Consider the following 22,507-nt stretch of genomic DNA (forward strand, 5'->3'; position numbering starts at 1 on the left):
CACCGAACAGATCTGACCAACCATCAGCTATCTCATCCACCACGAAGCAAGCAACGACGACGACCGCATCGAGTCACGGAGTGTCGTTGCAGTACTAAGCCGAACAACATGGTCGTCGCCGCATCCGCCGTCGTCACCGACGATCACGGGCGCATCCTCCTCCAGCGTCGCCGTGACAACGACCTGTGGGCGCTGCCTGGCGGAGGCATGGACCTCACCGACTCCCTGCCAGGCACGGCCGTCCGCGAGGTCAAGGAAGAGACCGGCCTGGACGTAGAGATCACCGGCCTGGTTGGCACTTACACCGACCCGAAGCACGTCATCGCCTACACCGACGGCGAAGTCCGCCGCCAGTTCAACGTTTGCTTCACCGCCCGCATCACCGGCGGCCGGCTGGAGATCTCCGACGAGTCCACCGAACTCCGGTATGTACCGCCGGAAGAGATCGAGCAGCTGCCGATGCACCACACCCAACGGCTCCGGCTTCAGCACTTCCTGGAACACCGCGAAAGCCCCTACCTGGGCTGAACCGCCTGACGGCAGTACTGAATTTGAATGTGTGATGTCGGCCTGATCGTGTCAGTCGGTCAAGGTCAGACCGGTGCCTATGAGGCAGCCGTCGATGAGATGCGGTCGGTACTGGGTCTTCTTGAGGCTGCGCTTCACGGCGACGGCGAGCTGGTCGAGGTTCGCGGCGGCGAGGTTGCCGATGGCCCGTTTCACCAGGGACCAGATGCCCTCCTGCGGGTTGAGGTCGGGTGCGTAGGACGGGAAATGGAAGACGGTCAGCCAGTCCTCGTTCGCAGCGATGAAGTCCTTCATCTGCGGCATGAGATGGGTGCGCAGGTTGTCCCAGACCAGGACGATGGGGCCTTTGAGCTGGTTGTGCGCCCGCACGATGAGGTCGCGGTAGTCCTGCCAGGTGAATCCCGTGGGTTCGCCCTTTCGGCCCCGGTGGACCCGAAAGCTGTAGATCAGCCTCGACCGGTCTCCGCGTCGGAAGCAGACCATTCCCGCCATCGAAACCCGTCCGGAACCCCGTCCCCGGACACGGACGACCGGCGTCCGGCCGATGCGGCCCCAGGACCTCGCGCGTGGCGGCCTCAGCGACTGGCCGGCCTCGTCCTCACAGACGATCCAGGCCCCGCGGGCCGCCGCCGTACTTTTACCTGCGGCCGCACCTCCTTCTTCCACAACTCCACAGCTCCGTCATCACGTTCGATCGCCCGGCGGGCCGGCTGCTGCCACGACCAGCCATGGCGCTTCAGCAGCCGCCATGTCCCCTCCACCGTGTAGCCGACGTGGAACAACCGTCCGATCAGAGTCTTCACCCGGGCCAGCGTCCACCGCTGGTCAGCCCAGCCATGGGCGAGCGGGCCACGCTCCAACTCCCGCTCCAATTTGGCAATTTGGTCTACCGAAAGCCTCGGACGCCCTGGCGATCCCTTCGACCGGACACCCTCTTCACCCCGCTCACGCCACTGACGGCGCCAGCGCTCCACCGACCGCTCACTCACCCGCAACGCGGCCGCGATCTCCCGGTTCTTCGCGCCGCTCTCGAAGCGACCGACCGCTTCCAGCCGGATCCGCTCTCTTGCAGCCCTCTTGGCATCGGTCAAACCGCCGCCTTGCGCATATCTCACACCCCACAGCTACCGACCCGACTCAGCCGATGTCAGGCGAACGGCCCGACATCACTCAATCAAGTTCAGTAGCCACGGCAACACCCACGGATTTCCCCGCACATCAATGGACACCAGCGGAAAGCAAAACACGCGCTGAGCTGCGAGGAAGCAGGTAGAGCCGTGGCTCGTAGCACACGCACTATGTGCTGGCGGGGCAGACGCCAGTCCTCGTTCACAATTCAGGTCCGTGTGATCCCCCGCTGAAGTCACTACACCCAGACAGTTCGCTGGATAAGAGTTCATTGGACTTCTGGCACAAGCAAGATACAGACGACATCGCCTTCTCCTTTCGGCCGGGAGCGCATGAACCACTGATCGTCAAGCCGGACGGAACGATCATGAATGGAAACACCAGGGTCGCGGTTCTGCGGTCACGTGGATACGATGTCGATTCATTGCCCCGTGAGTCCTATGGTGGCGGTCGGCGGATGACGGACGAGGATTTCCGGGGCATGGATCAATGAACATTCGAGAGCAAGTCCTTGCGATCCTGGAATCGGAGTCCAAAGAGGCATTCCTGCTGCTCTTGGGGCATCGGCTGGGGATCTCGGCACGCTTTATTTTCTCCGAGGAGAGTTCGGACGGACTACGGCAAGCCCGAGCCTGCAACGAGATGATGATCGCTATTTGGTCGCAAGTGAGGGCCATGAAAGATGAAGGGGTGAATGGCTACCCGGATTCTGAATTCCTCTCGATCCTGCTTGGGAAGGCTGATGCAGGAAACGCGCGGTCGTATCTTCGTGATGCAATTGAGAGTGCATTACTCTCGGCCGACGGAGATGAGGCATAAGGGCGGGGAGTGATAGTCCGTAACCTATCCAGGGCCCGAGGAACACTGAGGCGCCCCGCCGGAAGCGCGAAGGAAGCCGGACGCGCCAACACGGCGAACGCCAGGCCGAGGGGCGAGGCGACGGCGGGTGGTTGACCGGGACGAAGGCCCGGAGGTGGGGCCGGTCGGCTCCGTGGGCTTTACCCACCTCCCCGGGACACCGGCCAAAGCCCACTCCACCGCCCTCACGCGCGCAGCCGTCTGACGGCAACGCAAGTGCACAGCACGGCACTTCCGCGTACGCCCACGGACCGGCCGGAATTCGCTGACCAGCGAAAATGCAGGTGAAGCCCGCCTGGCGAGCACGCGTACTATGTGCTGGCGGGGGCCACGCCGGTCCTCGTGCACAATTCCACTCCGTGTGGTCCCGACCTGGATGCTCTTTCGCAGAGTGGGATGCTTCCGGCTAAGGGGAATACGACTCATGCGGGACGCCGATATCAGAAGCATATGAATCGTGGGGATCTGCCCGTGGTTCCAGGGAAGCAGTTGAAATCGGCTGGTCAGGATCTGTTGGATGGCATTCTGACCAACCCGAGAACTGCTACGTCTCCGGTAAATTCTGGCAACTTCGCCGGCGGGACGTGGTACATCATGCCGGATCCGGCTGGTGGGCGCGAGATCGGGGCGACCTTCGACACTAATGGTCAGTTCCAGTACTTTGGGCGGTATTAGGCGTGTTGGAAATTCAGCCGTGGGCTGCTCGGGCACATGGTGGCGCCGGTCTTATTGACCTTCAGGACGCTCTCGTAGGAGAGACCGTGAGAACGGTCCGCTACGTAGTGCCGCGGGGTGAAATCTGGCCCCAAGGTCACAGGGAAGATCACGCCCACGAAGTCGACATGGCCGTTGAGCTGGTCATGGACAGCGGGGCCGCGCTGGTTCTGTCCTGGGCGATGGATGGCATCGACGAAGGCATGGCGGTTGAATTCAGGAGTCCTGGAGAGGCGGGCACCAGTCTGCCCGGGGAGCCCATCGACGTGAGTGACCACGCCGATTGGGAGGGGTTCTTGGGTATGCCGATCGCAAGTATCGGTATCGCCTGGCATATTCCTAATGAGGGATGCCCTGAGATTCCTTGGGCCTACAACTTCGGGTTCTCTGATGAGTCGAGCCTAGTCATTGCACTAGGTGAGGCTGAGGGTGCGGGATTCACGTATATGCCTGATGCTCTGCTCGTGATCTTCGATAAGATTCTTTCGGTCACGTACAAGATCCCGGCGAGCGCCACTTCTTCGTGCGGATAGATTGCATCGGGGTGCATGGTTCGATGCGCCCAGGGTTCACGTTTCGGCTTTTCTGATTCCTGGGCGGTGTAATTCCTAGGGAAAGAAGGCGGGGAAAGGGGCCCCACCGGAGTGATCTCCGGTGGGGCCCCTGCCGCCGTTTGACGGCAACGGTGACGGCAACGTCAGCGGGCGACGGCTGTGGTGGGTGGGTCGTCGGAGGGCGTCGGTCGGGCCGATGGCGGTGTCGAGAGTGTCGATGACCTGGCGCTGGAGGCGGAGTCGCACATGGGCGTAGACGGCGGCGGTGACGCCGATGTGGGCGTGGCCGAGGGGCTCCTTTATGGCGACAAGTTCGACGGCTTGCTTCAGGAGCAGCGTCGCTGGGATGCGGCGGAGGCCGCAGTGGTCTCCTTGATGGCCAGTCCGGCGGTTTGGCCAGGGTGCGGCTTCGTCGCGGTGTGAGGTCGAGGCCGCGGGAGGGGGCCCTCGCCGTCCGGTCGCCGGAGGCTTACCAGGAGCCCCCGAGGGCCACCAAAATAGAGCGCACGCCTCACGGTGTGAGCCTTGGCGGCCCCCGGGGAACCCTGGCACGGCGTAGCTGTCCGACCCACGAGGGACCCCTCCCGTTCAAGCCCCGATCCCGCCGGAGTTCCGGCCCGCCACGTGGTGGGGCACCCCTGTGGGAGGGGTCTGCCGGATCGCCCCGGCTGACGTGCCGCCGGGCGTACCGTGGAGTGGGAGGTGGTGAGTTGATGATTACGGAGCTGGCCGACAACGTCCGCAAGTACCGGCGTCGCGCGGGCATGAGCCAGGAGGAACTGGCCCACGCCGCAGGCGTATCGCCGGGCACGGTACGCAAGGCCGAGCAGGGCGGCACTCTCCGCATGGAGACCCTGCACATGCTCGCCCGAGCGCTTGGGGTGACCACGGCCGCCTTGATGGCGCCCGACGCCCCGGAGCCCGTCGGGAGGACCGAGGAGCCGAACCGGGTCAATCTGATCCAGCTCCGCGCCGCCCTCACCCCAGCCGTCGGGCTCGTGGACCAGGACGCCGAAGTCGTGGGCGAGGAACCGAACCTGCGCACCTTTCGGCGGACGGTGCAAGACGCACGGGTGCTGTACTTCTCCGACAGCTACAAGAGCGTCGCGGCCCAACTGCCGGGCCTGCTGCGTGATGCCGCACAAGCCGTCACCTACTACGACAGCGGAGACGAGCACCGGCAGGCCCTGCTGGCCCGCGCCGAGGCGCTGCGTCTGGCCGGCAGCTACCTCACCCAGGTACGGCAGTACGACATCGCGTACGCCGCTGTGCACGGCGCCATCATGGATGCCCGCCAGGCCGGAGACATGCTTGCGGCGGGCTCAGGTGTCGGCTGCCTGTGCTGGCTGCTGGTGAGGCAGGGACGGTTGGACGAGGCGGAACAGGTCGCCGCCCAGAGCATGGACGTGGTGGAGCCGAAGATCACCGGGGCCGAGCCGGACCACTACGCGGTGTGGGGCGGCCTGGCGATGGAGGCCGCCGCCGCAGCCGCGAGGAACAACCGTCCCGACGAGGCGAAGGAGTACCGTCAGGCAGCCCGGGTCGCGGGTACCGCTATCGGGACGGCGCATCGCAACCTTTCCCGGCACTGGTCCGTCTTCGGACCAGTCACCGTCGCGGTCAAGGCACTCGAAGACTCCATGATCATCGGCGACGCCCGCGCGGCGGTGCGCAAGGCAGGCGAGCAGGAGGAGTTGTCGCCCAAGGCATGGAAGCGCCTGGGCAGGCCCAGCCCCAACGACGGGAACCGCTTCACCCTCGAAGTGGCGCGCGCCCACACCCGGACCGGCGACCTGTCCGCCGCCATGGACGAGTTGACCCGTGCCAGGGAAGCCGCCCCGCAGTGGCTGCGGCATCAGAACGGTGCAGCCGAGACCATGCAGGAGATCCTGGGCAAGCGCAAGCGCACCCTCACGACGGAGATGCGCGAAATGGCCGACTACCTGGGCGTTATCGGGTAGCTGCCACGCACCGTGGCAGCTCGCGAACCAAGCGTCGCGAACTGCCATGACCCTCGCCTGGGGTGACGATTGGTCAGTACCTACGGTCGGTGTGTCCACCATCAGTGACCCAGGCCGGGGTGCCCAGTGAACCAACCCAGGAGCGATGCCGACCGTATGCGGCGCAGAGACCTGTACGACGTCGCGTCGGGTGGGGGAGGCCCCCGCTTACTGCCATGGACCAGCCCGGAGGGGAAGCCCTGCTACCTGAGCACCGACGGCCGGGGCTACCTCTCCACCCTCGCCGACAGCATCGAGACGGTACAGCTCAGCATGGGCCAGGAGCTGCTGGAGTACGCCCGAGAAGCCACGGCTCCCCAAGGGCCAACATTGGCGGCCATCGAATACCGTTGGCTGGCATGCCGGTTGACCGAGGCCCTGACGGACGCGCTCCGAGTAGCCGACTCGCGCGGGCAGCGCCTCCCGGATCCTGAAGAGGAAGAGGCGCACGAGGGTGCCTGACTCCGCGGACATCGATGCACCGGTCCACGACTGTGCACGGGGCGCTACCGATTCCGCGAGTACCACGTGACCACCGTCCCCGAACCTCTTACTCTGCCGGCCTTCACGGCGGGACACGCCAATCCGTATCGACGTCTTGGGTGAGGACTGACGTTCTGATGTCTGTGATTCGTGCGACTGACTCCGACTTCCGTGTGTGTCAGGTCAGTTTCAGTACGCTGCTCGAAATCCAACTGGAGGCGGAGGAGCGAGGTTGGGCGACTCGGTGGACTTCGGTCGATGCCCTCCGTAGCCAGGTCAAGAACGGAAACGTCGTCCTGAAGTCGCTGATGCGTGAAGAGAGAGATGGAGGCGTGCGGGCCTATCGATGCCTTGTCCTGTTCTCGACCGTGGATGGCGGAGATGCTGGCGGAGTCACCACGATCGATCTCGATCCGGCGAGGTTCGAATCGCTGGAGCGGATTGATCGGGACTTGGATGTCCGGAAGGTGCTGGCCCGATTGGTTTCCCTTGCAATGGGCGGAATTTCCATGGTCTCGAAGAAGTAGCGAACTCCCCTGATATCTGCGGGCCGGTTTACGGGAGCGGCCATTGGAATGACGTTTCGAGAAACGGACCAGGGCGCCGAACTCCTCCCGGCTGAGCCCCGCGTGCTCGCGCAGCGCCTGAACGACGGCTCCGAACGTCCGCAGACTGCCCGACGGGTCCGGCTCCCGTTCCGAGTCGCCTGCCGTCACACCGACATCGCCGGTCGCCATACGCGGACACCTCCGGGTACCTGCGCGGGATCTTCCCCCGCTCAACTGGCCCGGGGTGAGGGAGAGATGCGCGCGATGCCCACCGTGTGTGTCCGTACGCTGACCGAGCGCACGGAGTTCGCGGCGGGAGGACACCCCCTCGCCCGACCAGGCCACGACCACGACCACGGCCGCTGTCGTGGCACCCCACGGGCGCGAAGCGACGGCGGCCGCCCCCCTTCAACGCGCCAGCCGCCCCAGCAAAGACGAGGCCGCCGTGATGCCCAGGACGGCGGCGACGGCCAGGACCGCGTAGTCCAGGGCGAGGTGGGAGGGGGTGCCCAGGAGCAGGCCGCGGAGGGCGTCGACCTGGTAGCTCAGCGGGTTGGCCTTGCTGACGGCCTGGACCCAGCCGGGCATGACGGCCACCGGGTAGAGGGCGTTGGAGCCGAAGAAGAGCGGCATGGTGATGGCCTGGCCGATGCCCATCAGGCGGTCGCGGGTCAGCACGATGCCGGCGATCGACATCGACAGGCAGGAGAAGAAGGCCGAGCCCAGGACGACCGCGACGGCCACGCCGAGCAGCCGTAGCGGGTTCCAGGTCATGCCCACGCTGAGGAGCGCGGCGATGACGATCACCACGACGGCCTGGATCAGCGCCTTCACCCCGGCGGCGAACGACTTGCCGGAGATCAGGGCGGCGCGCGGGGTCGGGGTGACCAGCAGTTTGGTGAGGATGCCGGCGTCTCGCTCCCAGATGATCATGATGCCGTAGAAGATCGCGATGAACATCGCGGACTGGGCGATGATGCCGGGCGCCAGATAGTCGATGTACGGGATGCCGCCGGTCGGGATCGCCTTGATCCGGGTGAACGTCTCGCCGAAGATCAGCAGCCAGAGGGCGGGCTGGACGGCGCGGGTGTACAGCTCGGTGCGGTCGTGGGCCAGCTTCTGGATCTCGACCACGCACATCGCGACGACCCGGGCGGGCAGTACCCGCCAGCCGGTGCGCGGGCGCGGCGGGACCAGGAGCAGGTCGAGCCGGACGGGGTTCGTGGTGTCAGCCGACGCGGGACGCGGTGCGGCGGGTGCTTCGGACATCGCGGAAGCCTCCAGATTGCTCGTCGAGGCCGCGGCCGGCGACATCCCGGAAGACGTCCTCCAGCGTCGGCTCCGCTTCCCCCCTGCCGGCTTCCCCCGAGGCGCGGCGGCGCTCGCGCAGCTCGGCCCGTAGTTCGTCGGGCGTACCGAGCGCGTGGATCCGGCCGCGGTGCATCAGCGCGACCCGGTCGCAGTACTGATCGGCCTCGTCCATGGAGTGCGTGGTCACCAGGACGGTCATGCCGGTGGCGGCCCGTACGGCGTTGATGTGCTGCCACACGGTGGTGCGGGCGATCGGGTCGAGGCCGATCGTCGGCTCGTCGAGGATCAGCAGCCGGGGGGCGCTGACCAGCGCCTGGGCCAGTTCGAGGCGGCGGATCATGCCGCCGGAGTACGTTTTGGCGAGCCGGCCGGCCGCGTCGGCGAGACCGACGGCCGCCAGCGCCTGGGCGACCCGGGCGGCGCGTTCGCGGCGGGAGACGTCGAAGACGCGGGCGAACAGGGAGACGTTCTCCCGGCCGGTCAGCGCGGCGTCGGCGGACAGTTGCTGCGGTACGTAGCCCAGCAGGCGGCGCACCGCCATCCGCTCCCTGGCCGGGTCGCAGCCGAACACCCGCACCATGCCCGCCGGAACGGGCAGCAGGGTGGTGATGCAGCGGATCGCGGTGGTCTTGCCCGCACCGTTCGGGCCGAGCAGGCCGAAGACCTCGCCGGCGTGGACCGACAGATCCAGGCCGTCGACGGCCTTGGTGTCACCGAACGCGTACGCCAGCGCGCGGCAGGTGACGGCGTCGGGTTCCGCGGGGGCCGTATCGCGGGGCAGGTCACGGGCCGCGGTACCGGTCACGTCGCCGGGTGCGGCGTCGCGTACGGCGTCGGGTATGTCGTCGGTCATGTTCCCTCCGCTTCCTCGTGCAGCTGCCGGCCGAGCCTGCGCAGCGCCGGGAGGGCCGCGGCCAGCGCCGCCCGGTCGGCCTCGGCCAGCCGCGCCACCTGCTCATGGATCAGTGCGCTGCGGCGGGCGTCCCAGTCGCGCAGCCGTGCGCGGGCCTCGGGGGTGGGGAACAGCAGGCCCGAGCGGCGGTCGTCCGGGGCCGTCTCGCGGCGCAGGTAGCCGACCCGGGTGAGCTGGTTGACGAGCGTGGAGACGGAGTTGCCCGCCAGATAGAGCTCCTTGGCCGCGGCCGAGACCCGGATTCCGGGCCGGGTGACGACCAGCCGGAGGAGTTCGATCTGCGCGCCGCGCAGCCGCGGGTCGGCCATCGAGCTGCGCAGCCGCCGCCGGATCAGCCGTTGGACGCCCGCCAGCACATCGGCGAGCGAGTCGGGGAACTCGTCCGAGGCCATACCCCAATTTTAGCTCTGAGTGAGAGATACCGGCGGGCTCGTACCGTGCGGTACCGGGCGGCTCACGGAGAGGTACCGCCCAGGGCGTACCAACCTCGTACCCGCCTCGCGTTCCGCGCGCCGGCAGGGCATATAACGACGTCTTCCCCCTGCTCCCCCACCTGACCGGGTGGGGGGACAGAGGGAAGGGAGAGGGGGAAGGCGTCGTGTGGTGCGGTTCGCCTCAGTCGCGGACGGGGGCCGGCGGGGCCGGCGCTCCCTGCGGAGGGGCGAGCTTCGGGTAGGTCCGGGCCGTGCCCGTACCGCCGTCGGTGGCCGCATCGGCAGCCGCCGCCAGGGGCGTCTCCCGCGGCAGGAAGGCGTCGCGGCGGGCGCCCGGGTCCCAGCCGGTGTCCACGACGCGCTTCTGGACCAGGATCGCGCCGCCGAGGATGACGGCGCCGATCGCCAGCATCACCATGACACCGCCACCGCCGTTCACCTTGGCGGCGTTGCCGATCAGCGTGCCGAACCAGCCGAAGTCCGCGTCACCGAACGTGGTGTTCTCCTCGCCGAACGCGCCGAGCACCTTCAGCAGCAGGGCGGGCAGGAACGTGATCAGCACACCGTTGAGGAAGGAGCCGACGACCGCACCGCGCCGGCCGCCCGTCGCGTTGCCGTAGACACCCGCGGCGCCACCGGTGAAGAAGTGCGGTACGAGGCCGGGGAGCACCAGCGCCAGGCCGAAGGCCGGATTGAAGACCCAGGTGAGCAGGCCGAGGCTGACCAGACCGCCGATGAAGCTGGAGATGAAGCCGATGAGCACGGCGTTCTGCGCGTACGGGAAGACGATCGGCGCGTCCAGCGACGGCACCGCGCCCGGGACGAGCTTGCCGGCGATGCCCTGGAAGGCCGGGACCAGTTCGCCCAGGATCGTGCGGACGCCGAAGAGGATGACGGCGACCGCGATACCGAACTGGAGGCCCTGCATGACGGACTTCATGAGGTAGTTGCCGACATCGGCGGCCGCGGCCCCGCCGTCGGCCGCGAACGCCTTGAAGGCGGTCTCCTTGCCGACCTTGGCCAGGAAGACGAGCGACATGATGACGTAGATCAGCACCATCGACAGCGCGGTGGCGACCATGGAGTCGCGCAGAAAGCGCAGGCCCTCCGGCAGCTTCATGTCCTCGGTGCTGCGGCTGCGCTTGCCGACCAGCTGTCCCGCGGCGCCCGACACGATGTAGCCGGCGGTGCCGAAGTGACCGATGGCGATGCTGTTGTTACCGGTGACCCGCTTCGTCCAGGGGTGCGCGAAGGCCGGGAGGGAGACCAGCAGGATGCCGAGCAGCACGCCTCCGACGACCACCACGATCACCGAGGACTGGCCGGATATCGCCAGCACCATGGTCAGCATCGTTGCCATGAACAGCATGTGATGGCCGGTCAGGAACACATAGCGCAACGGTGTGAAGCGGGCCAGCAGCAGGCTGACACCGAAGCCCAGGATCATCAGCCAGGCGACCCGGGCGCCGAACTGCTCCTGGGCGATGCCGGCGATCGCCTCGTTCGTCGGGATCACGCCGTGTGCGCCGGTCGCGCCCTGGATCATGCCGCCCAGCGGCGCCAGAGCATTGACGACCAGCCCCGCGCCCGCGCCGATCAGCAGGAAGCCGAGCGTCGCCTTGATCGCGCCGCCGACGATCTGCCCGGCGCTCTTCTTCAGCGCGATCAGTCCCGCCGCCGTGATCAGCCCGATCAGATACGCCGGTTGGCTGAGGATCTCGTTGACGAGAAACTTGGCGATGGATACGAGCCAGCTCATGAGCTGCCCTTCCGTCTCAGAATTTCATTGGTGCCACAGCGGTCGCCGGTGCCGCGGGCGGCGCCGGTACCACAGAGGTCGTCCATGTCCCCGACCACGCGTGGTCCCCGGGGCGCGCACGAGCCGCAGACGTCGTACCCGTGCGTCTCAGACGTCGTACGTTTCCCGGAGTGCGCGATCGACCTCGGAGCCGCTGGTGAAGTCCTCGATGACCCGCACCGGGACGCCGACATCACCCAGGGTCCTGGCGATCTCGCGGGAGGTGAGGATCACGACGGCCTCGGACGCCTTGCCCTTGGCGGAGATGGTGTCGGTGGCCTCCACCGTGACGTAGCGGGACCAGCCCCAGCGGTCCAGCACCTGCTCCAGCGTGTTCTTGAGGAACAGGCTGGTGCCCACGCCGTTGCCGCACACGGTAAGGATCTTGTGCACGGCGGGTCCGCGGCGCACCTGCGGCCGGGCCGGCTCGGCCTGGCCTTCGCCCTGCCCCGCGCTGCTTGCCGTGCCCTGTCCGGCGAGCACCGCGTGCAGCGCCGCCGGATCGGGGGCCTCCTGCAACGCGCGCGCCGTATCGGGGTCGCCGAGCAGCTTCGCCAGGGAGGCCATCGCGGCCGTGTGCGCGGCCGAGTCCTGCGCGGCGAGCCCCACCACCAGCGTCACCGGGTCGTTCGCCTCATGGCCGAATTCCACCGGTTGCGCCAGCCGGACCCAGGACAGTCCGGTCTTGAGTACCGCGGGCGAAGGGCGGGCGTGGGCGAACGCGAAGCCGGGCGCGATGACGATGTACGGCCCGTTCTCCTCGACGTTCCGGATCATCTCCGCGGTATACGTGTCGGTGGTGACACCCGTCGCCACCAGCAGTCCGCCCACCTCCCGGATCGCCTCGCGCCAGTCCGCCGCCGGGACGTCCAGGCGTACGGCCTCCACAGGAAGAAGCTCACTGAGTGCTGCCATGACAGGAACTCTACATACATTCGGGTGATCGATGTACAGGTGCACAGCGGAGGGGATGAATGGGACCAATCCATTTATTCCATGACATATGGAGAGTGGAAAACCGGCCACGAGGCAGAGGGCGACGGCCAGTTCACCGGGCGGCCACAGGTCCGCAGGTCTGGTCGGTCCGGTCGGTCCGGCGGTGCCCCGCGGCCGCACGCTCGGTATCGTGCCGCCGCATGGGCGACAGCACGGTGTGGACTCTGGCGATCGCGGCGCTCACCGGTGGCACCGCGGTGCTCGCCAGTTGGGTCACCGGCCGCGGCAGCGCACAGGCCGCCCGGATCCAGGCGGAGACCGGCGCCCGCGCGCAGCGGGCGGAGCGGCTGCGGGAGAGCCGCCGTACGGCCTACCTCGATCTGATCGAACAGGCCCACACGATGGGCGAGTTGTACTGGGAGATCTCCGGCGCGCTGCGACTGCCCGCCTCCGCCGCGCGCACCGAAGCGCTCACCGGACTGCACGACCGGGAGATCGCCGAGTACGCGAAGATCCGTCGCTGCGCCCGCGTCGTCGAACTGGAGGGCCCGCCCCCGGCCGCCGCCACGGCGCTCACCCTGCAGAAGAAGACCGGCCCGTTCTTCTCGGCCCTCCAGGCCGAACTGTCCGGCGAGGCGGACGGCCGGACGGACTTCGACGACGCCTACCACCCGTTCTGGAAGGCCCTGGAGAACTTCGTGGACGCGGCCCGCGACGCCCACCAGGGCCACGGCGGCTGAGTCACGGCGACGACCGGGCCGCGGGGAGGCTGCCGGGCTCGACGGGCTGCCGGGCTCAGGGCGTCGCGCCGCCGGGTGGACGCGTCACCGGCGGGCGTTGCGCCCAGGCCGGTGTCCAGGTCTCGGTGTCGCGGGGGCCGCGCGGTGTGGAGCCGAGGTGGTCGCGGAGTGCGGTGAGCGCGGGGTGCGGGTTGTCGGCGCGCCAGATCAGGGAGTGCGGGTAGACCGGTGTCGGGTGGTGCACGGGGATGCGCCGCAGGTCGTACTCGGCGGGCCACAGGAGCCGGGTCCCTTCACCGACGAGGGTCGCCAGCGCCGGGGAGTCGGCGAGCGCGTCGAGCAGGGCCTCGGTGCCGAAGTTGGGGCCGATCGCGTCGATGGTGAGCCCGAACGCGGCGGCGAGTTCGGTGTAGTAGGCGGCCCACTCGGTTCCGGTGACCATGCCGGGGATCCAGATCCGGTGCCCGGCGAGCCGGTCGGGGGTGATCGTGCGGGCGGTGGCGAATTCGTGGGCCGGTCCGGTGAGGAGCTCGTGGGGTTCGTCGAGGACCCGGGCCGTTTCGATGCCGTCGGGGAGCTGCTGCGGGGACCTGATGACGGCGCGGAAGGACGCGTCGATCGCGCCGGACCGGACGGCCTCGATCGCCGTGTCGGCGTCGAAGAGGGTCACGACGTCGAGTTCGGCCCCGGGGTGCGCGCGGTGGAAGTCGCGCAGCAGGTGGGCCGGGGCGATCCGCGGGTTGATCACATCGACGCGCAGTGCGCGGCGGCCGGGGCGTACGGAGGCGGCCGCCCGCTCCGCGGCCCGGAGGAGATCGCGGGCGTGCGGCAGAAACGCCCGCCCGTCGATGGTGAGCCGGGCGCCGCGCGCGGTGCGGGTGAACAGCCGTACCCCGAGGTTCTTCTCCAGCGCGGCGACGCGTTTGGAGACGGCCTGCTGGGTGATCGCCAGATCGGCGGCGGCTTCCTTGAACTGGCCCGCTTCCGCGACGGCGACGAAGGTGCGTACGGCATCGAGATCCACGGCGGCAGATTCTAGGTGCACAACGACGGGTTGTGGCTCGGCGGCCGGGCGGTTGTTTGATTCCGGACCCCGCCGCTCGTTTTGATGTCGCAGGTCACCGTGCGGTGGCGCGGACGGGGAGGGGACACCGGACATGGTGGGCAGGAGGTCGCTGGGGCGGCAGTTCAGATGGCTCTGGGCGGCGTACGCGGTCAGCGCCCTCGGCACGTGGCTCGCGTTCGACGCGTTCCCCTTGATCGCGATCCTCGTGCTGCACGCCGGGACGGCCGCGGTGTCGGGGCTGGCGGCCGCGGGGCTGGCGGTCGGCGCGGTGGTGGCGGTGCCGCTCGGCCCGTGGATGGAGTTCCGCCGCAAGCGGCCGGTGATGGTCACGATGGACCTGGTCCGGTGCGCGGCGCTGCTGAGCGTCCCCGCGGCGTTCGCGCTCGGCCGGCTCAGCTTCGCCCAGCTCCTGGTCGTGTCGGTCGTCGTCGGGGCGGCCGACATCGCCTTCACGGCGGCCAGCGGCGCCTATCTGAAGACGCTGGTGAGGCCGGCGGACCTGCTCGTCGCGAACGGGCGGTTCGAGTCCACGGCCTGGACCGCCACCATGCTCGGACCCCCGCTCGGCGGGGCCGCGATCGGGCTGTTCGGCCCGGTGCTGACGGTGCTGGCCAACGCGGTGAGCTTCCTGCTCTCGGCGGTGGGGATCCGCGCGATCGGCGGGCGGGAGCCGCGCCCCACGCCTGCCGAAGCACCGCCACGGCTGCGGGCCGGCGATCTGCTCGACGGGTGGCGGTACATCCTGGCCGACTCCGCGCTGCGGCCGCTGTTCGCCAACACGATCCTGGTCAACGGCCTGATCATGGCGGCCTCGCCGGTGCTCGCCGTCCTGATGCTCGACCGCCTCGGGTTCGCGCCCTGGCAGTACATGATCGCCTTCGCCGTGCCCTGCGTGGGCGGCCTGATCGGCTCCCGCCTGGCCCCCCGGCTCGTCGCCCGGTTCGGGCGGCACCGGGTCCTGGTCACCGCCGGGGCGCTGCGGGCGTGCTGGGTGCTCGGGCTGGCCTTCGTCGGCCCCGGCACCGCCGGGCTCGTACTCGTCATGGCCGTCGAACTCGGGCTGATCACCTGCTGCGGAGTCTTCAACCCGGTGCTGTCCGCCTACCGGCTCGACCGGACCCCGGCGGACCGGGTCGCCCGCACCCTGTCCGCGTGGTCGGTCACCAGCAAGGCCACCATCGCCGCGCTGACCGCGCTGTGGGGCCTGCTGGCCGGCCTCACCGGCGCCCGCCCCGCGATCGCGATCGCCGGTCTCCTCATGCTGGCCACCCCGTTCCTGCTCCCCCGGCACGACCGGACGCCGCAGCCCGAACGGGAGCCCCAACCGCCGGTACCGGTGGAGCCGTAGCGGGATCGGGGGGCAGTTCCGGGGCGGGCGCCCCCGTCGTCGGCGGCCCGTGCGCTGATAGCCCGCCTCCCGGCGGGACCGGAGAGTCCGGCGCCCCGCGGATCGCCCGCCCCCGCGCCGCATCCCGGACTCAGGCCCCCGGTGCCCGCAACCGCAGTTGCAGCATCGCCTCGAACCGGGCCTCCGGGTCGTTGAGGTCGAGGCCGGCCACCACGGCCAGGCGCTTGAGGCGGTAGCGGAAGGTGTTGGGGTGGACGTGTACGGCGGCGGAGGCGGCGATCACGTCGCCGAAGGTGCTCAGCCAGGCGGCGAGGGTCTCGGTGAGGGCGGTGTGGTGCTGGGCGTCGTAGGCGCGCAGCCGGACGACCGGGCCGTCGGGGAGGTCGTCCTCGGCGGCCATCCGGTCGGTGAGTTCCTCCAGCAGCGAGGCGGCGTAGACGTCCGAGAGCCGCGCGGCCCGGCGCGGGGAGCGGCCGGAGCCGAGCACCCGCAGCGCCCGGTCGGCGTCGGCGCGGGAGCGGCGCAGTTCACCGGGGCGGGCCGCGAGCCGGCCGATGCCGATGACGGCGGGGACGCGGCTGCCGATGCGGCCGAGGAAGGCTTCGGCCACCCGCAGCGCCTGCTCGTCCGAACTCGTGGGCAGCACCGCGTAGGTGGCGCCGCCCAGTGCGGCCGCGGCCGTGCGGGGGTGGATCGCGGACAGGTGCAGGGACAGCGCCTCGGCGACGCGGTGGCCGGCGGCCACCCGGTCGGGGGCGGACGGTTCGCCCGTCACCGCGAGGGCCAGGACGCAGGCGGGCTGTGCCGACAGGCCCAGCCGGACGGCGGCCTGGGGGGCGTGCGCACCGCCCTCCAGGACCGTGGCGAGCAGGTCCGCGCGCAGCCGGCGTTCGGCGTCCAGGCCCGTGCGCTGCCGCAGCAGGTGCAGGGCGGCGACCTTCGCGGCCTCGTGCAGGGCCTGGGTGCGGTCCTCGCTCAGCGGGCCGTCGACCACGACCCAGATCGAGCCGAGTATCTCGCCGCCCGCGCGGACGGCGATGGCGACCCGGGGCTTGGCGGAGAGGCCGTCCAGGTAGACGGGGCCCTCGCTGCGGTAGAGGGCGTGGAAGGCGCCGCGGACCTCCAGCAGGCGCAGCTTCTCGGCGGACACCTGGCGGTCCAGGATGGTCGCGATCCGGTCGTCGTCGCCCTCTTCCTGCCAGTTGGAGAAGGCCAGTACCCGGCCGCTGCGGTCCTCCACGGTGACCGGGCCGCCCAGCAGTCCGGCCGTCGCGTTGGCCAGCGCGAACAGGTCGCCGGCCAGCGGCTCGCCGCCGCCGGCCTCCCCGACGCCGCCCACCGTCCCCAGTTCGTCGACCGCGAGCAGCGACCGCAGCAGCGCGGCGACCTGTGCCCAGGACGCGCCGCGGGTCAGGCCGAGCACGGTGAGGCCGGTGCGCTCGGCGGCCCGCGCGACCGGTCCGTCCACCGGGACCGGGGAGCGGACCACCACGGCGGCGGCGCCGAGTCCGGCGGCCCGTTCGACGAGCGCGGCGACCGGCTCGGCGCCGTAGACCCCGACGCCGAGGACCACCGCGCCGGGCAGCCGGGCCGGTTCGTCCAGCGGGTCCTGGATCAGTACGCCGCTGATGGCGCGGGCCGGGTCTGCTTCCCCGGCCACCACCTCGATCAGCGTCGTTCCCAGGTCCGAGAGGATCCGGCCGAGCACGGCCCGCGGCTGGTCGCTCATGATCACACGGTAGTTGATCGCAGCTCGTCCACCGCCAGTCGTGCGACCGTGCCGATCACCCGGTCCGCCGCGGGGTTGCGGAAGTCGGGGGTGCGGGACCAGGTGAAGACGGACACCGCCCAGCGTCCACCGTCGGTGTGCTCGACCACGCCCGCCTCGTTGCGCCAGCCCGGCAGCGTCCCGGTCTTGCCGGCCAGGCGGTAGCCGTCGTCGAAGCCGGAACCCATCCGGTGCGGCCAGATCTGATGGGACATCACCTCGCGGACCTCGGCGCACGCCTCGGCGGGGCCGGCCTCGTCGCGCCAGATCTGGGCGAGCAGTTCGGCGATGTCGCGGGCCGTCCCGCGCGTGGTGCGCTCCGGGACGCACACCGTCAGTTCGGGGAACGCCTCCGCCCGCCGGAACAGTTCGGCCAGCTTCGCGTGCGCCTCGATCTCGGTGGCCGCGCCGAGCTCGGCGAAGAGCGAACCGGTCAGCTCCAGGCAGCCGCCGACCAAGTGGGTGCGGTCCCGGCCCAGTTCGCGCAGGAGCCCGTTGACCGTGTCGAGTCCGACCCGCTCCAGCACCACGTCGGTGGCGGCGTTGTCGCTCATCGTCAGCATCATGTGGACCAGGTCGCGCAGGCTCATCTCGACCGGGTCGGCGCAGCCCGCGGTGCCGATGCCGCCGTCGCGGTAGCGCGGGTCCACCGCGAGGCGCTCGGTCCGCACCAGCCGTCCGGCGGCGGCCTCGCGGGCGTAGGCGAGGGCGACGGGGATCTTGAACACGGAGGCGAGGCAGACCGGTTCGTCCGCGGCGACGCCGAGCGTGCGGTCGCCGTCGATCTCGCGGGCGAAGAAGTACCCCCGTACGCCGGCGGCGTCGAACGCCTCCTGGATCCGGGCTTCGGCGGTGGCGGCCTGGGTCATGAGCTGATCCATTCGGTCGAGGTGGTCACGGCGGCGAGCCGTTCGGGGACCGGGGTGAGCCCGAGCCCCGGCCCGCGCGGGACGTCGAGATGGCCGTCCGCCAGCACGAAGGGCTCGGTGATGTCGGTCCGGTAGTAGCGGCCGGAGGCGGAGGTGTCGCCGGGCAGCGTGAAGCCCGGCAGCGCGGCGAGCGCGACATTGGCGGCCCGGCCGAGCCCGGTCTCCAGCATCCCGCCGCACCAGACCGGGACGCCGTGCGCGGCGCACACGTCGTGGATCCGCCGGGCCTCCAGATAGCCGCCGACCCGGCCCGGTTTGATGTTGACGACCGAGCAGGCGCCCAGGGCGATCGCGTCGGCGGCCGAGCGGGCCGAGACGATGGACTCGTCCAGGCAGATCGGGGTGCGCACCCGGGCGGCCAGTGCCGCGTGGCCCCGGATGTCCTCCTCGTCCAGGGGCTGTTCGATCAGCAGCAGGTCGTACGGGTCGAGCCGGGCCAGCTGGGGGGCGTCGGCCAGGGTGTAGGCGGTGTTGGCGTCCACCTGGAGGAGCAGATCGTCGCCGAAGCGCTCGCGGACGGCGCGGACGGGCGCCACGTCCCAGCCGGGCTCGATCTTCAGCTTGATCCGCAAGTAGCCCTCGGACAGATAGCCCTCGACCGCGTCGAGGAGGGCGGGGACCGAGTCCATGATGCCCACCGACACCCCGGCCGGTACCCGCTCCGCGGTCGCGCCCAGCCACTGGCCCAGCGACAGGTCGTGGGCGCGCAGCCAGGCGTCGAGCACGGCGGTCTCCAGCGCGGCCTTGGCCATCCTGTGGCCCTTGAACGCGGCCAGTGCCGGGGCGACCGCCCAGGGGTCCAGCGAGGGCAGCGCGGTGAGCGCGGGGATCAGATGGCTGCGCAGGACATCGACGGCCGCCGCGGTGTACTCCGAGGAGTACAGCGGATCGGCCATGGTGACGCATTCGCCGTAGCCCTCGTGGTGTTCGGTCTCGACCCTGAGCAGCAGGACCTCTCGGTCGGTCAGGGTGGCGAAGGACGTCCGGAACGGTGCCACCAGGGGCATCGCGATCCGGCGCAGTTCCACACCGGCGAGTTTCATGCGGGGTTCTCCTGAGGTTGTTCGGTCACGTACCAGCCGTCCCGGGTGAAGCCGGTGACGGTGCGCCCGTCGGCCATCAGACCGCCGAGCACCTCGCGCAGCGCGTGGCGCCACGCGCGGGCGAGGGACGGGTCGGTGCGGCGCAGCGCCTCGATGTCCGGCGGGATCCGGACGAGGACGGTGTCGCCGTCCAGCCGCCCGGCGGTGGGCCGGCCGTCGGGCCCGGCGTCCAGGCCGATCACGGTGTGCGCGGCCGCCGGGTCGGGGCCGCGGTCCGGCGGGGGCGCGGCGGAGCGGTCGGGGGGCGCGGCGGTCAGCTCCCAGCGGACCAGCAGCCGGTCGGTCTCGGTGCCGGCGTTGACCTCGTCGCGCATCGCGCCGTAGAAGTCGGCCAGGTACTCGCTGGGCACCGCGCCCAGTTTGGCCAGGTTGAAATAGGCGTTGCGGCTGACCAGTGGGTCGAAGGTCCAGGTCACCGTGGTGATGCCGCGGGCCAGCGCCCAGGCCCGCTGGTGCAGTTTGACGGCGTAGCCGACATTGCGGCCGCGGACGTCGTCGACCACCCCGGCGATATGCGAGTGCAGCCCGGCGGTGGCCAGGAAGCCCAGGCAGGCGCCGGCCAGCCGGCCGCCGTGGCGGACGCCGACGACATAGCTGCCGGAGTGCGCGAAGACCCGCAGCAGCTCCGGGGTGATCAGCGGGTTGCCGGGGTCGGGCCGCCAGACCCGGTCCAGCAGCCGGCAGGCGTCGTGCATCTCGTCCAGCTCGTGCAGCTCGGAGATGGTCACCCCCGCCTCGCGCGCGGTCAGCTCCGCCAGGGCGGCGGCCGCGTCGGCGGTCTCCGGAGCGTTCACCCGCGCCCCCGGTCCGGTCCGGTCGGCGGTGCACCGGTCAGCGAGGCGACCAGCGCGGCCACCAGGGCGGTACGGCGCGGCAGTTCGGAGACGATGACGTGTTCGTCGTCGGCGTGCGCCCCGCCGCCCACCGCGCCGAGCCCGTCCAGCGTGGGCGTGCCCACACCGGCGGTGAGGTTGCCGTCGGAGCCGCCGCCGACCGCCACCCCGCGCAGGGTCCCGAAGCCCAGCTCGGCGTAGTGGCCGCGGGCGCGCCGGAACAGCTCCGCCGAGGCGCTCGCCGGCAGCGGCGGCCGGTCCGGGCCGCCGGAGAGTTCGACCGAGGCGCCCGCGAGCACGGGTGCGAGAGCGCGTACGGCGCCGTCCACCCGGGCCTGTTCCGCGGCGGTCGCCACCCGGACGTCGACCTGCAGCCGCGCCGTGTCGGGCACCGTGTTGCGGGTGGTGCCGGAGGCGGCCACGGTCGGGGTCACCGTGGTGCCGGCCGCCGGGTCGGCGAGGGCGGACAGGGCGAGCACCTGGTGGGCCAGCTCGGTGGTGGTGTTGACGCCGCGCTCGGGTTCGAGTCCGGCGTGCGCGGCCCGCCCGGTGATCTCCAGCTCGTAGCCGGAGACGCCCTTGCGGGCGGTCTTCAGCGCGCCGCCCTCGCTCGCCTCCAGGACCAGGACCGCCTGTGTGCGGCGGGCCTCGGCCTCGATCAGGCCGCGCGAGGCGGGCGCGCCGATCTCCTCGTCACCGGTGAGCAGGACCGAGACCCCGCTCAGGTCGTCCAGCAGGGACAGGGCGTGGAACAGCTGCGCCACCCCGGCCTTCATGTCGAAGCAGCCGGGTCCGGTGAGCCGGCCCCCGGCCACCTCGAAGGGGTGGGTGGCCAGTGAGCCCACCGGCCAGACCGTGTCGAAGTGGCCGAGCAGCAGCACCCGGTCGCCGGCGCCGAAGCGCCAGCGCAGCTGCGGCCGTCCCGAGCTGTCGAGCCACTCGGGCGCCGTACCGGTCAGCCGGGTGCCGATCCCGGCGGCGACCCGCGCGCAGGCGGCGACGGCCGCCGGATCGGCGCTGGGCGACTCCGCGCGGACCAGGTCCCCGATGTCGGCGATCAGGCGGGGCAGCCCGGCCGCCGACGCGGTGGCGAATCCGGGCACGTCAGCCCACCTTCGGGGTGGCGCGGCCGCCGAAGTGCAGATAGGGCGTGCCGTCGGCGAGCGTGTAGAAGACGGTCGGGAGCCACACCGCTGATCCCGGGCGCCGGACCGCGAACACGCCCGGCTCGACCGGGTGCATCGCGAACTCCGCCTCGGCGTCGGCGTCCAGTGCCGCCGCCAGCGGTCCGGTGTTCCGCTGGCGCAGCGCCAGTCCGCCGTCGCGCGTCACGACCTCCATCCGCACGCTGCGCCGCTCGTACACGCCGAGGTACCCGTCGTGGTCCGCCGGTGCCGGGTCCGTCGCGGGCTCGATCCCGGGGCGCATCGTCACACCGGCCAGTTCCTGGGCGATCTCGCCGAACAGCGCCCGGTACAGGCCCATGGTGTCGCCGCCGTTGGTGAGCAGGCAGATCGCGAGGTCGGCGTCGGGCAGCACACGCAGGAACGCCGACTGGCCGATGGTGCCGCCGTCGTGGCCGTACACCGGGTGGCCGTCCCAGGTGTCGAGCATCCAGCCCAGGCCCCAGTGGTCGCCCAGCAGGTACGGGTCGGGGAGCGCCACCTGCCGGGTCTGCATGGCGGTGACGCTCTTGTCCGAGAGGAGCGCGGTGCCCTCCTCGGTGGTGCCGCCGCGCAGATGGAGCCGGGCGAAGGCGAGGACGTCGCGCGGGATCGAGGAGATCAGTCCGGCCGGTCCGGCGGAGCGCATCAGGCCCCACTGCGGCGACGGGGCCGGCGGCTCGCCCAGGTGTCCGAGGGCGGCGCGGAAGCGGAGCGCCTCCTCCGGCAGGGTCACGGTGTGGGTGAGCCCCAGCGGCCGGAACAGGCGCTCGCGCATCAGCTCGTCCCACTGGACGCCGGTGACGTACTCCAGTACCCGGCCCAGCAGGGTGAAGCCCGCGTTGCAGTACGACATGGTCGCGTCCACCGGGTGGTTGGGGGCGACGTCGGCCAGCAGGGCGGTGAACTTCTCCAGGCAGTCGTCGCCGCGGCCGGTGTCGGTGAAGATGTCGCCGTCGATGCCGCTGGTGTGGGTCAGGAGGTGGCGGAGTGTCACGCCCTGGGTCAACGACTCGTCCGCGAGGCGCAGTTCGGGCAGGACGGAGACGATCGGCGCGTCCAGGTCGAGCAGGCCCTCGTCGACCAGGGTCATGGCCACCGTGGTGGTCCACACCTTGGAGATGGAGCCGATCTGGAAGAGGGTCTCGGTGGTCGCCTCGATGCCGGCGCCGGAGTTGGCCCAGCCGGTGGCGGTCTCGACGATCAGCCGGCCGCGGTGCAGGATGCCCAGGTTCGCGCCGGGGACGGAGTGGCGGGCGCTCAGTTCGGCGAGGCGGGCGGCCCAGTGCTCGGTGGCGGCGGTGCTGTCGGCGCTGCCGGTGTTGTCAGCGCTGATGGTGCTGTCGGTCATG

Annotated in this window: 20 protein-coding genes and 3 pseudogenes; 8 read left to right on the top strand and 15 right to left on the bottom strand. The window is 70.5% G+C overall.

Annotated features, from left to right (window positions below; translation table 11 throughout):
• Window positions 1–108 precede the first annotated feature (108 nt).
• On the top strand, window positions 109–528 hold the full coding sequence (locus IH09_RS27850; protein ID WP_052860260.1) for an NUDIX domain-containing protein: 420 nt from the start codon (window positions 109–111) through the stop codon (window positions 526–528).
• 51 nt (window positions 529–579) lie between these two features.
• Here IH09_RS27850 and IH09_RS40895 read toward each other — a convergent pair.
• Window positions 580–1,643 (bottom strand): IS630 family transposase gene (locus tag IH09_RS40895; protein WP_446750516.1). Its coding sequence is split into 2 segments (ribosomal slippage): window positions 580–1,196 and window positions 1,196–1,643, totalling 1,065 coding nucleotides; the frame shifts between segments, so codons are not numbered across the junction.
• Window positions 1,644–2,145: 502 nt separating this feature from the next.
• On the opposite strand from IH09_RS40895, the gene IH09_RS39365 reads away from it, so the two are divergent.
• The 3 genes and pseudogenes from IH09_RS39365 to IH09_RS27860 all read left to right on the top strand — a co-directional run bounded on the left by IH09_RS39365 (window position 2,146) and on the right by IH09_RS27860 (window position 3,761).
• Complete coding sequence (locus IH09_RS39365; protein ID WP_190233434.1) at window positions 2,146–2,475, top strand: hypothetical protein; 330 nt, start codon at window positions 2,146–2,148, stop codon at window positions 2,473–2,475.
• Between the two features lie 342 nt (window positions 2,476–2,817).
• Window positions 2,818–3,189: pseudogene (locus IH09_RS40900) on the top strand (hypothetical protein); the annotation flags it as partial.
• 167 nt (window positions 3,190–3,356) lie between these two features.
• The gene (locus IH09_RS27860; protein WP_052860262.1) at window positions 3,357–3,761 is read left to right on the top strand and encodes a hypothetical protein; all 405 of its coding nucleotides are present in this window, start codon (window positions 3,357–3,359) and stop codon (window positions 3,759–3,761) included.
• A gap of 164 nt (window positions 3,762–3,925) precedes the next feature.
• Here IH09_RS27860 and IH09_RS40905 read toward each other — a convergent pair.
• Window positions 3,926–4,139, bottom strand: a pseudogene (locus IH09_RS40905) (site-specific integrase); the annotation flags it as partial.
• Window positions 4,140–4,495: 356 nt separating this feature from the next.
• On the opposite strand from IH09_RS40905, the gene IH09_RS27870 reads away from it, so the two are divergent.
• Complete coding sequence (locus IH09_RS27870) at window positions 4,496–5,743, top strand: helix-turn-helix domain-containing protein (protein WP_052860264.1); 1,248 nt, start codon at window positions 4,496–4,498, stop codon at window positions 5,741–5,743.
• A gap of 659 nt (window positions 5,744–6,402) precedes the next feature.
• Window positions 6,403–6,792, top strand: a complete 390-nt coding sequence (locus IH09_RS27880) for a hypothetical protein (protein ID WP_052860266.1) — start codon at window positions 6,403–6,405, stop codon at window positions 6,790–6,792.
• 54 nt (window positions 6,793–6,846) lie between these two features.
• Here the strand turns inward: IH09_RS27880 and IH09_RS40270 are convergent.
• From IH09_RS40270 to IH09_RS27905, 6 genes and pseudogenes are all read right to left on the bottom strand, one after another.
• Window positions 6,847–7,002 (bottom strand): annotated as a pseudogene (locus IH09_RS40270) (transcriptional regulator); the annotation flags it as partial.
• Between the two features lie 219 nt (window positions 7,003–7,221).
• Window positions 7,222–8,082: an ABC transporter permease gene (locus IH09_RS27885; RefSeq protein ID WP_052860267.1), complete on the bottom strand. Its 861-nt coding sequence runs from the start codon at window positions 8,080–8,082 to the stop codon at window positions 7,222–7,224.
• A complete protein-coding gene (locus IH09_RS27890; protein WP_094792115.1) occupies window positions 8,042–8,977 on the bottom strand; it encodes an ABC transporter ATP-binding protein in 936 nt (311 codons plus the stop codon). The genes IH09_RS27885 and IH09_RS27890 overlap by 41 nt, the downstream gene beginning before the upstream one ends.
• Entirely contained in the window at window positions 8,974–9,429 is a 456-nt protein-coding gene (locus IH09_RS27895; protein ID WP_052860268.1) for a MarR family winged helix-turn-helix transcriptional regulator, read from the bottom strand. Before IH09_RS27895 ends, IH09_RS27890 begins: the two co-directional genes overlap by 4 nt.
• A gap of 223 nt (window positions 9,430–9,652) precedes the next feature.
• Window positions 9,653–11,230, bottom strand: coding sequence for a PTS ascorbate transporter subunit IIC (locus IH09_RS27900; protein ID WP_052860269.1), 1,578 nt, complete (start codon window positions 11,228–11,230; stop codon window positions 9,653–9,655).
• Window positions 11,231–11,377: 147 nt separating this feature from the next.
• Window positions 11,378–12,184 carry a PTS sugar transporter subunit IIA gene (locus tag IH09_RS27905; RefSeq protein WP_052860270.1) on the bottom strand — a complete coding sequence of 269 codons (807 nt, stop codon included), beginning with the start codon at window positions 12,182–12,184 and terminating at the stop codon, window positions 11,378–11,380.
• A gap of 221 nt (window positions 12,185–12,405) precedes the next feature.
• Here IH09_RS27905 and IH09_RS27910 point away from each other — a divergent pair, with 221 nt between their 5' ends.
• On the top strand, window positions 12,406–12,945 hold the full coding sequence (locus IH09_RS27910) for a hypothetical protein (RefSeq protein WP_052860271.1): 540 nt from the start codon (window positions 12,406–12,408) through the stop codon (window positions 12,943–12,945).
• 55 nt (window positions 12,946–13,000) lie between these two features.
• Here IH09_RS27910 and IH09_RS27915 read toward each other — a convergent pair whose 3' ends face one another.
• Window positions 13,001–13,969, bottom strand: a complete 969-nt coding sequence (locus IH09_RS27915) for a LysR family transcriptional regulator (protein WP_052860272.1) — start codon at window positions 13,967–13,969, stop codon at window positions 13,001–13,003.
• 133 nt (window positions 13,970–14,102) lie between these two features.
• Here IH09_RS27915 and IH09_RS27920 point away from each other — a divergent pair, with 133 nt between their 5' ends.
• Window positions 14,103–15,359 carry an MFS transporter gene (locus tag IH09_RS27920; RefSeq protein WP_052860273.1) on the top strand — a complete coding sequence of 419 codons (1,257 nt, stop codon included), beginning with the start codon at window positions 14,103–14,105 and terminating at the stop codon, window positions 15,357–15,359.
• 130 nt (window positions 15,360–15,489) lie between these two features.
• Here the strand turns inward: IH09_RS27920 and IH09_RS27925 are convergent, their stop codons facing one another.
• Genes IH09_RS27925 through IH09_RS40275 form a run of 6 tightly spaced genes read right to left on the bottom strand, consistent with a single transcriptional unit; the run spans window position 15,490 to window position 22,506 of the window.
• The gene (locus tag IH09_RS27925) at window positions 15,490–17,088 is read right to left on the bottom strand and encodes a PucR family transcriptional regulator (RefSeq protein ID WP_052860274.1); all 1,599 of its coding nucleotides are present in this window, start codon (window positions 17,086–17,088) and stop codon (window positions 15,490–15,492) included.
• A 2-nt stretch (window positions 17,089–17,090) separates the two neighbouring features.
• A complete protein-coding gene (locus IH09_RS27930) occupies window positions 17,091–17,996 on the bottom strand; it encodes a serine hydrolase (protein WP_052860275.1) in 906 nt (301 codons plus the stop codon).
• Window positions 17,993–19,099, bottom strand: a complete 1,107-nt coding sequence (gene menC / locus IH09_RS27935; RefSeq protein WP_052860276.1) for an o-succinylbenzoate synthase — start codon at window positions 19,097–19,099, stop codon at window positions 17,993–17,995. The genes IH09_RS27930 and menC overlap by 4 nt, the downstream gene beginning before the upstream one ends.
• Window positions 19,096–19,953 (bottom strand): hypothetical protein, encoded by an 858-nt coding sequence (locus tag IH09_RS27940; RefSeq protein WP_052860277.1) that lies wholly within the window; start codon window positions 19,951–19,953, stop codon window positions 19,096–19,098. Before IH09_RS27940 ends, menC begins: the two co-directional genes overlap by 4 nt.
• Window positions 19,950–21,095, bottom strand: coding sequence for a M20 family metallopeptidase (locus tag IH09_RS27945; protein ID WP_052860278.1), 1,146 nt, complete (start codon window positions 21,093–21,095; stop codon window positions 19,950–19,952). The genes IH09_RS27940 and IH09_RS27945 overlap by 4 nt, the downstream gene beginning before the upstream one ends.
• A gap of 1 nt (window position 21,096) precedes the next feature.
• On the bottom strand, window positions 21,097–22,506 hold the full coding sequence (locus IH09_RS40275) for a serine hydrolase domain-containing protein (protein ID WP_205379476.1): 1,410 nt from the start codon (window positions 22,504–22,506) through the stop codon (window positions 21,097–21,099).
• Window position 22,507 lies beyond the last annotated feature (1 nt).

Origin of the sequence: Streptomyces celluloflavus (assembly GCA_000720995.1) — a bacterium.
Lineage (GTDB): Bacteria > Actinomycetota > Actinomycetes > Streptomycetales > Streptomycetaceae > Streptomyces > Streptomyces celluloflavus.

What these genes read in the sequence shown, in the direction of transcription:
- IH09_RS27930 (WP_052860275.1), bottom strand. Translation starts at nt 17,996, where the DNA reads ATGACCCAGGCCGCCACCGCCGAAGCCCGGATCCAGGAGGCGTTCGAC.
- IH09_RS27890 (WP_094792115.1), bottom strand. Translation starts at nt 8,977, where the DNA reads ATGACCGACGACATACCCGACGCCGTACGCGACGCCGCACCCGGCGAC.
- IH09_RS27860 (WP_052860262.1), top strand. Translation starts at nt 3,357, where the DNA reads ATGGCCGTTGAGCTGGTCATGGACAGCGGGGCCGCGCTGGTTCTGTCC.
- IH09_RS27900 (WP_052860269.1), bottom strand. Translation starts at nt 11,230, where the DNA reads ATGAGCTGGCTCGTATCCATCGCCAAGTTTCTCGTCAACGAGATCCTC.
- IH09_RS27885 (WP_052860267.1), bottom strand. Translation starts at nt 8,082, where the DNA reads ATGTCCGAAGCACCCGCCGCACCGCGTCCCGCGTCGGCTGACACCACG.
- IH09_RS39365 (WP_190233434.1), top strand. Translation starts at nt 2,146, where the DNA reads ATGAACATTCGAGAGCAAGTCCTTGCGATCCTGGAATCGGAGTCCAAA.
- IH09_RS27880 (WP_052860266.1), top strand. Translation starts at nt 6,403, where the DNA reads ATGTCTGTGATTCGTGCGACTGACTCCGACTTCCGTGTGTGTCAGGTC.
- IH09_RS27925 (WP_052860274.1), bottom strand. Translation starts at nt 17,088, where the DNA reads ATGAGCGACCAGCCGCGGGCCGTGCTCGGCCGGATCCTCTCGGACCTG.
- menC (WP_052860276.1), bottom strand. Translation starts at nt 19,099, where the DNA reads ATGAAACTCGCCGGTGTGGAACTGCGCCGGATCGCGATGCCCCTGGTG.
- IH09_RS27905 (WP_052860270.1), bottom strand. Translation starts at nt 12,184, where the DNA reads ATGGCAGCACTCAGTGAGCTTCTTCCTGTGGAGGCCGTACGCCTGGAC.
- IH09_RS40275 (WP_205379476.1), bottom strand. Translation starts at nt 22,506, where the DNA reads ATGACCGACAGCACCATCAGCGCTGACAACACCGGCAGCGCCGACAGC.
- IH09_RS27920 (WP_052860273.1), top strand. Translation starts at nt 14,103, where the DNA reads ATGGTGGGCAGGAGGTCGCTGGGGCGGCAGTTCAGATGGCTCTGGGCG.
- IH09_RS27870 (WP_052860264.1), top strand. Translation starts at nt 4,496, where the DNA reads ATGATTACGGAGCTGGCCGACAACGTCCGCAAGTACCGGCGTCGCGCG.
- IH09_RS27910 (WP_052860271.1), top strand. Translation starts at nt 12,406, where the DNA reads ATGGGCGACAGCACGGTGTGGACTCTGGCGATCGCGGCGCTCACCGGT.
- IH09_RS27850 (WP_052860260.1), top strand. Translation starts at nt 109, where the DNA reads ATGGTCGTCGCCGCATCCGCCGTCGTCACCGACGATCACGGGCGCATC.
- IH09_RS27895 (WP_052860268.1), bottom strand. Translation starts at nt 9,429, where the DNA reads ATGGCCTCGGACGAGTTCCCCGACTCGCTCGCCGATGTGCTGGCGGGC.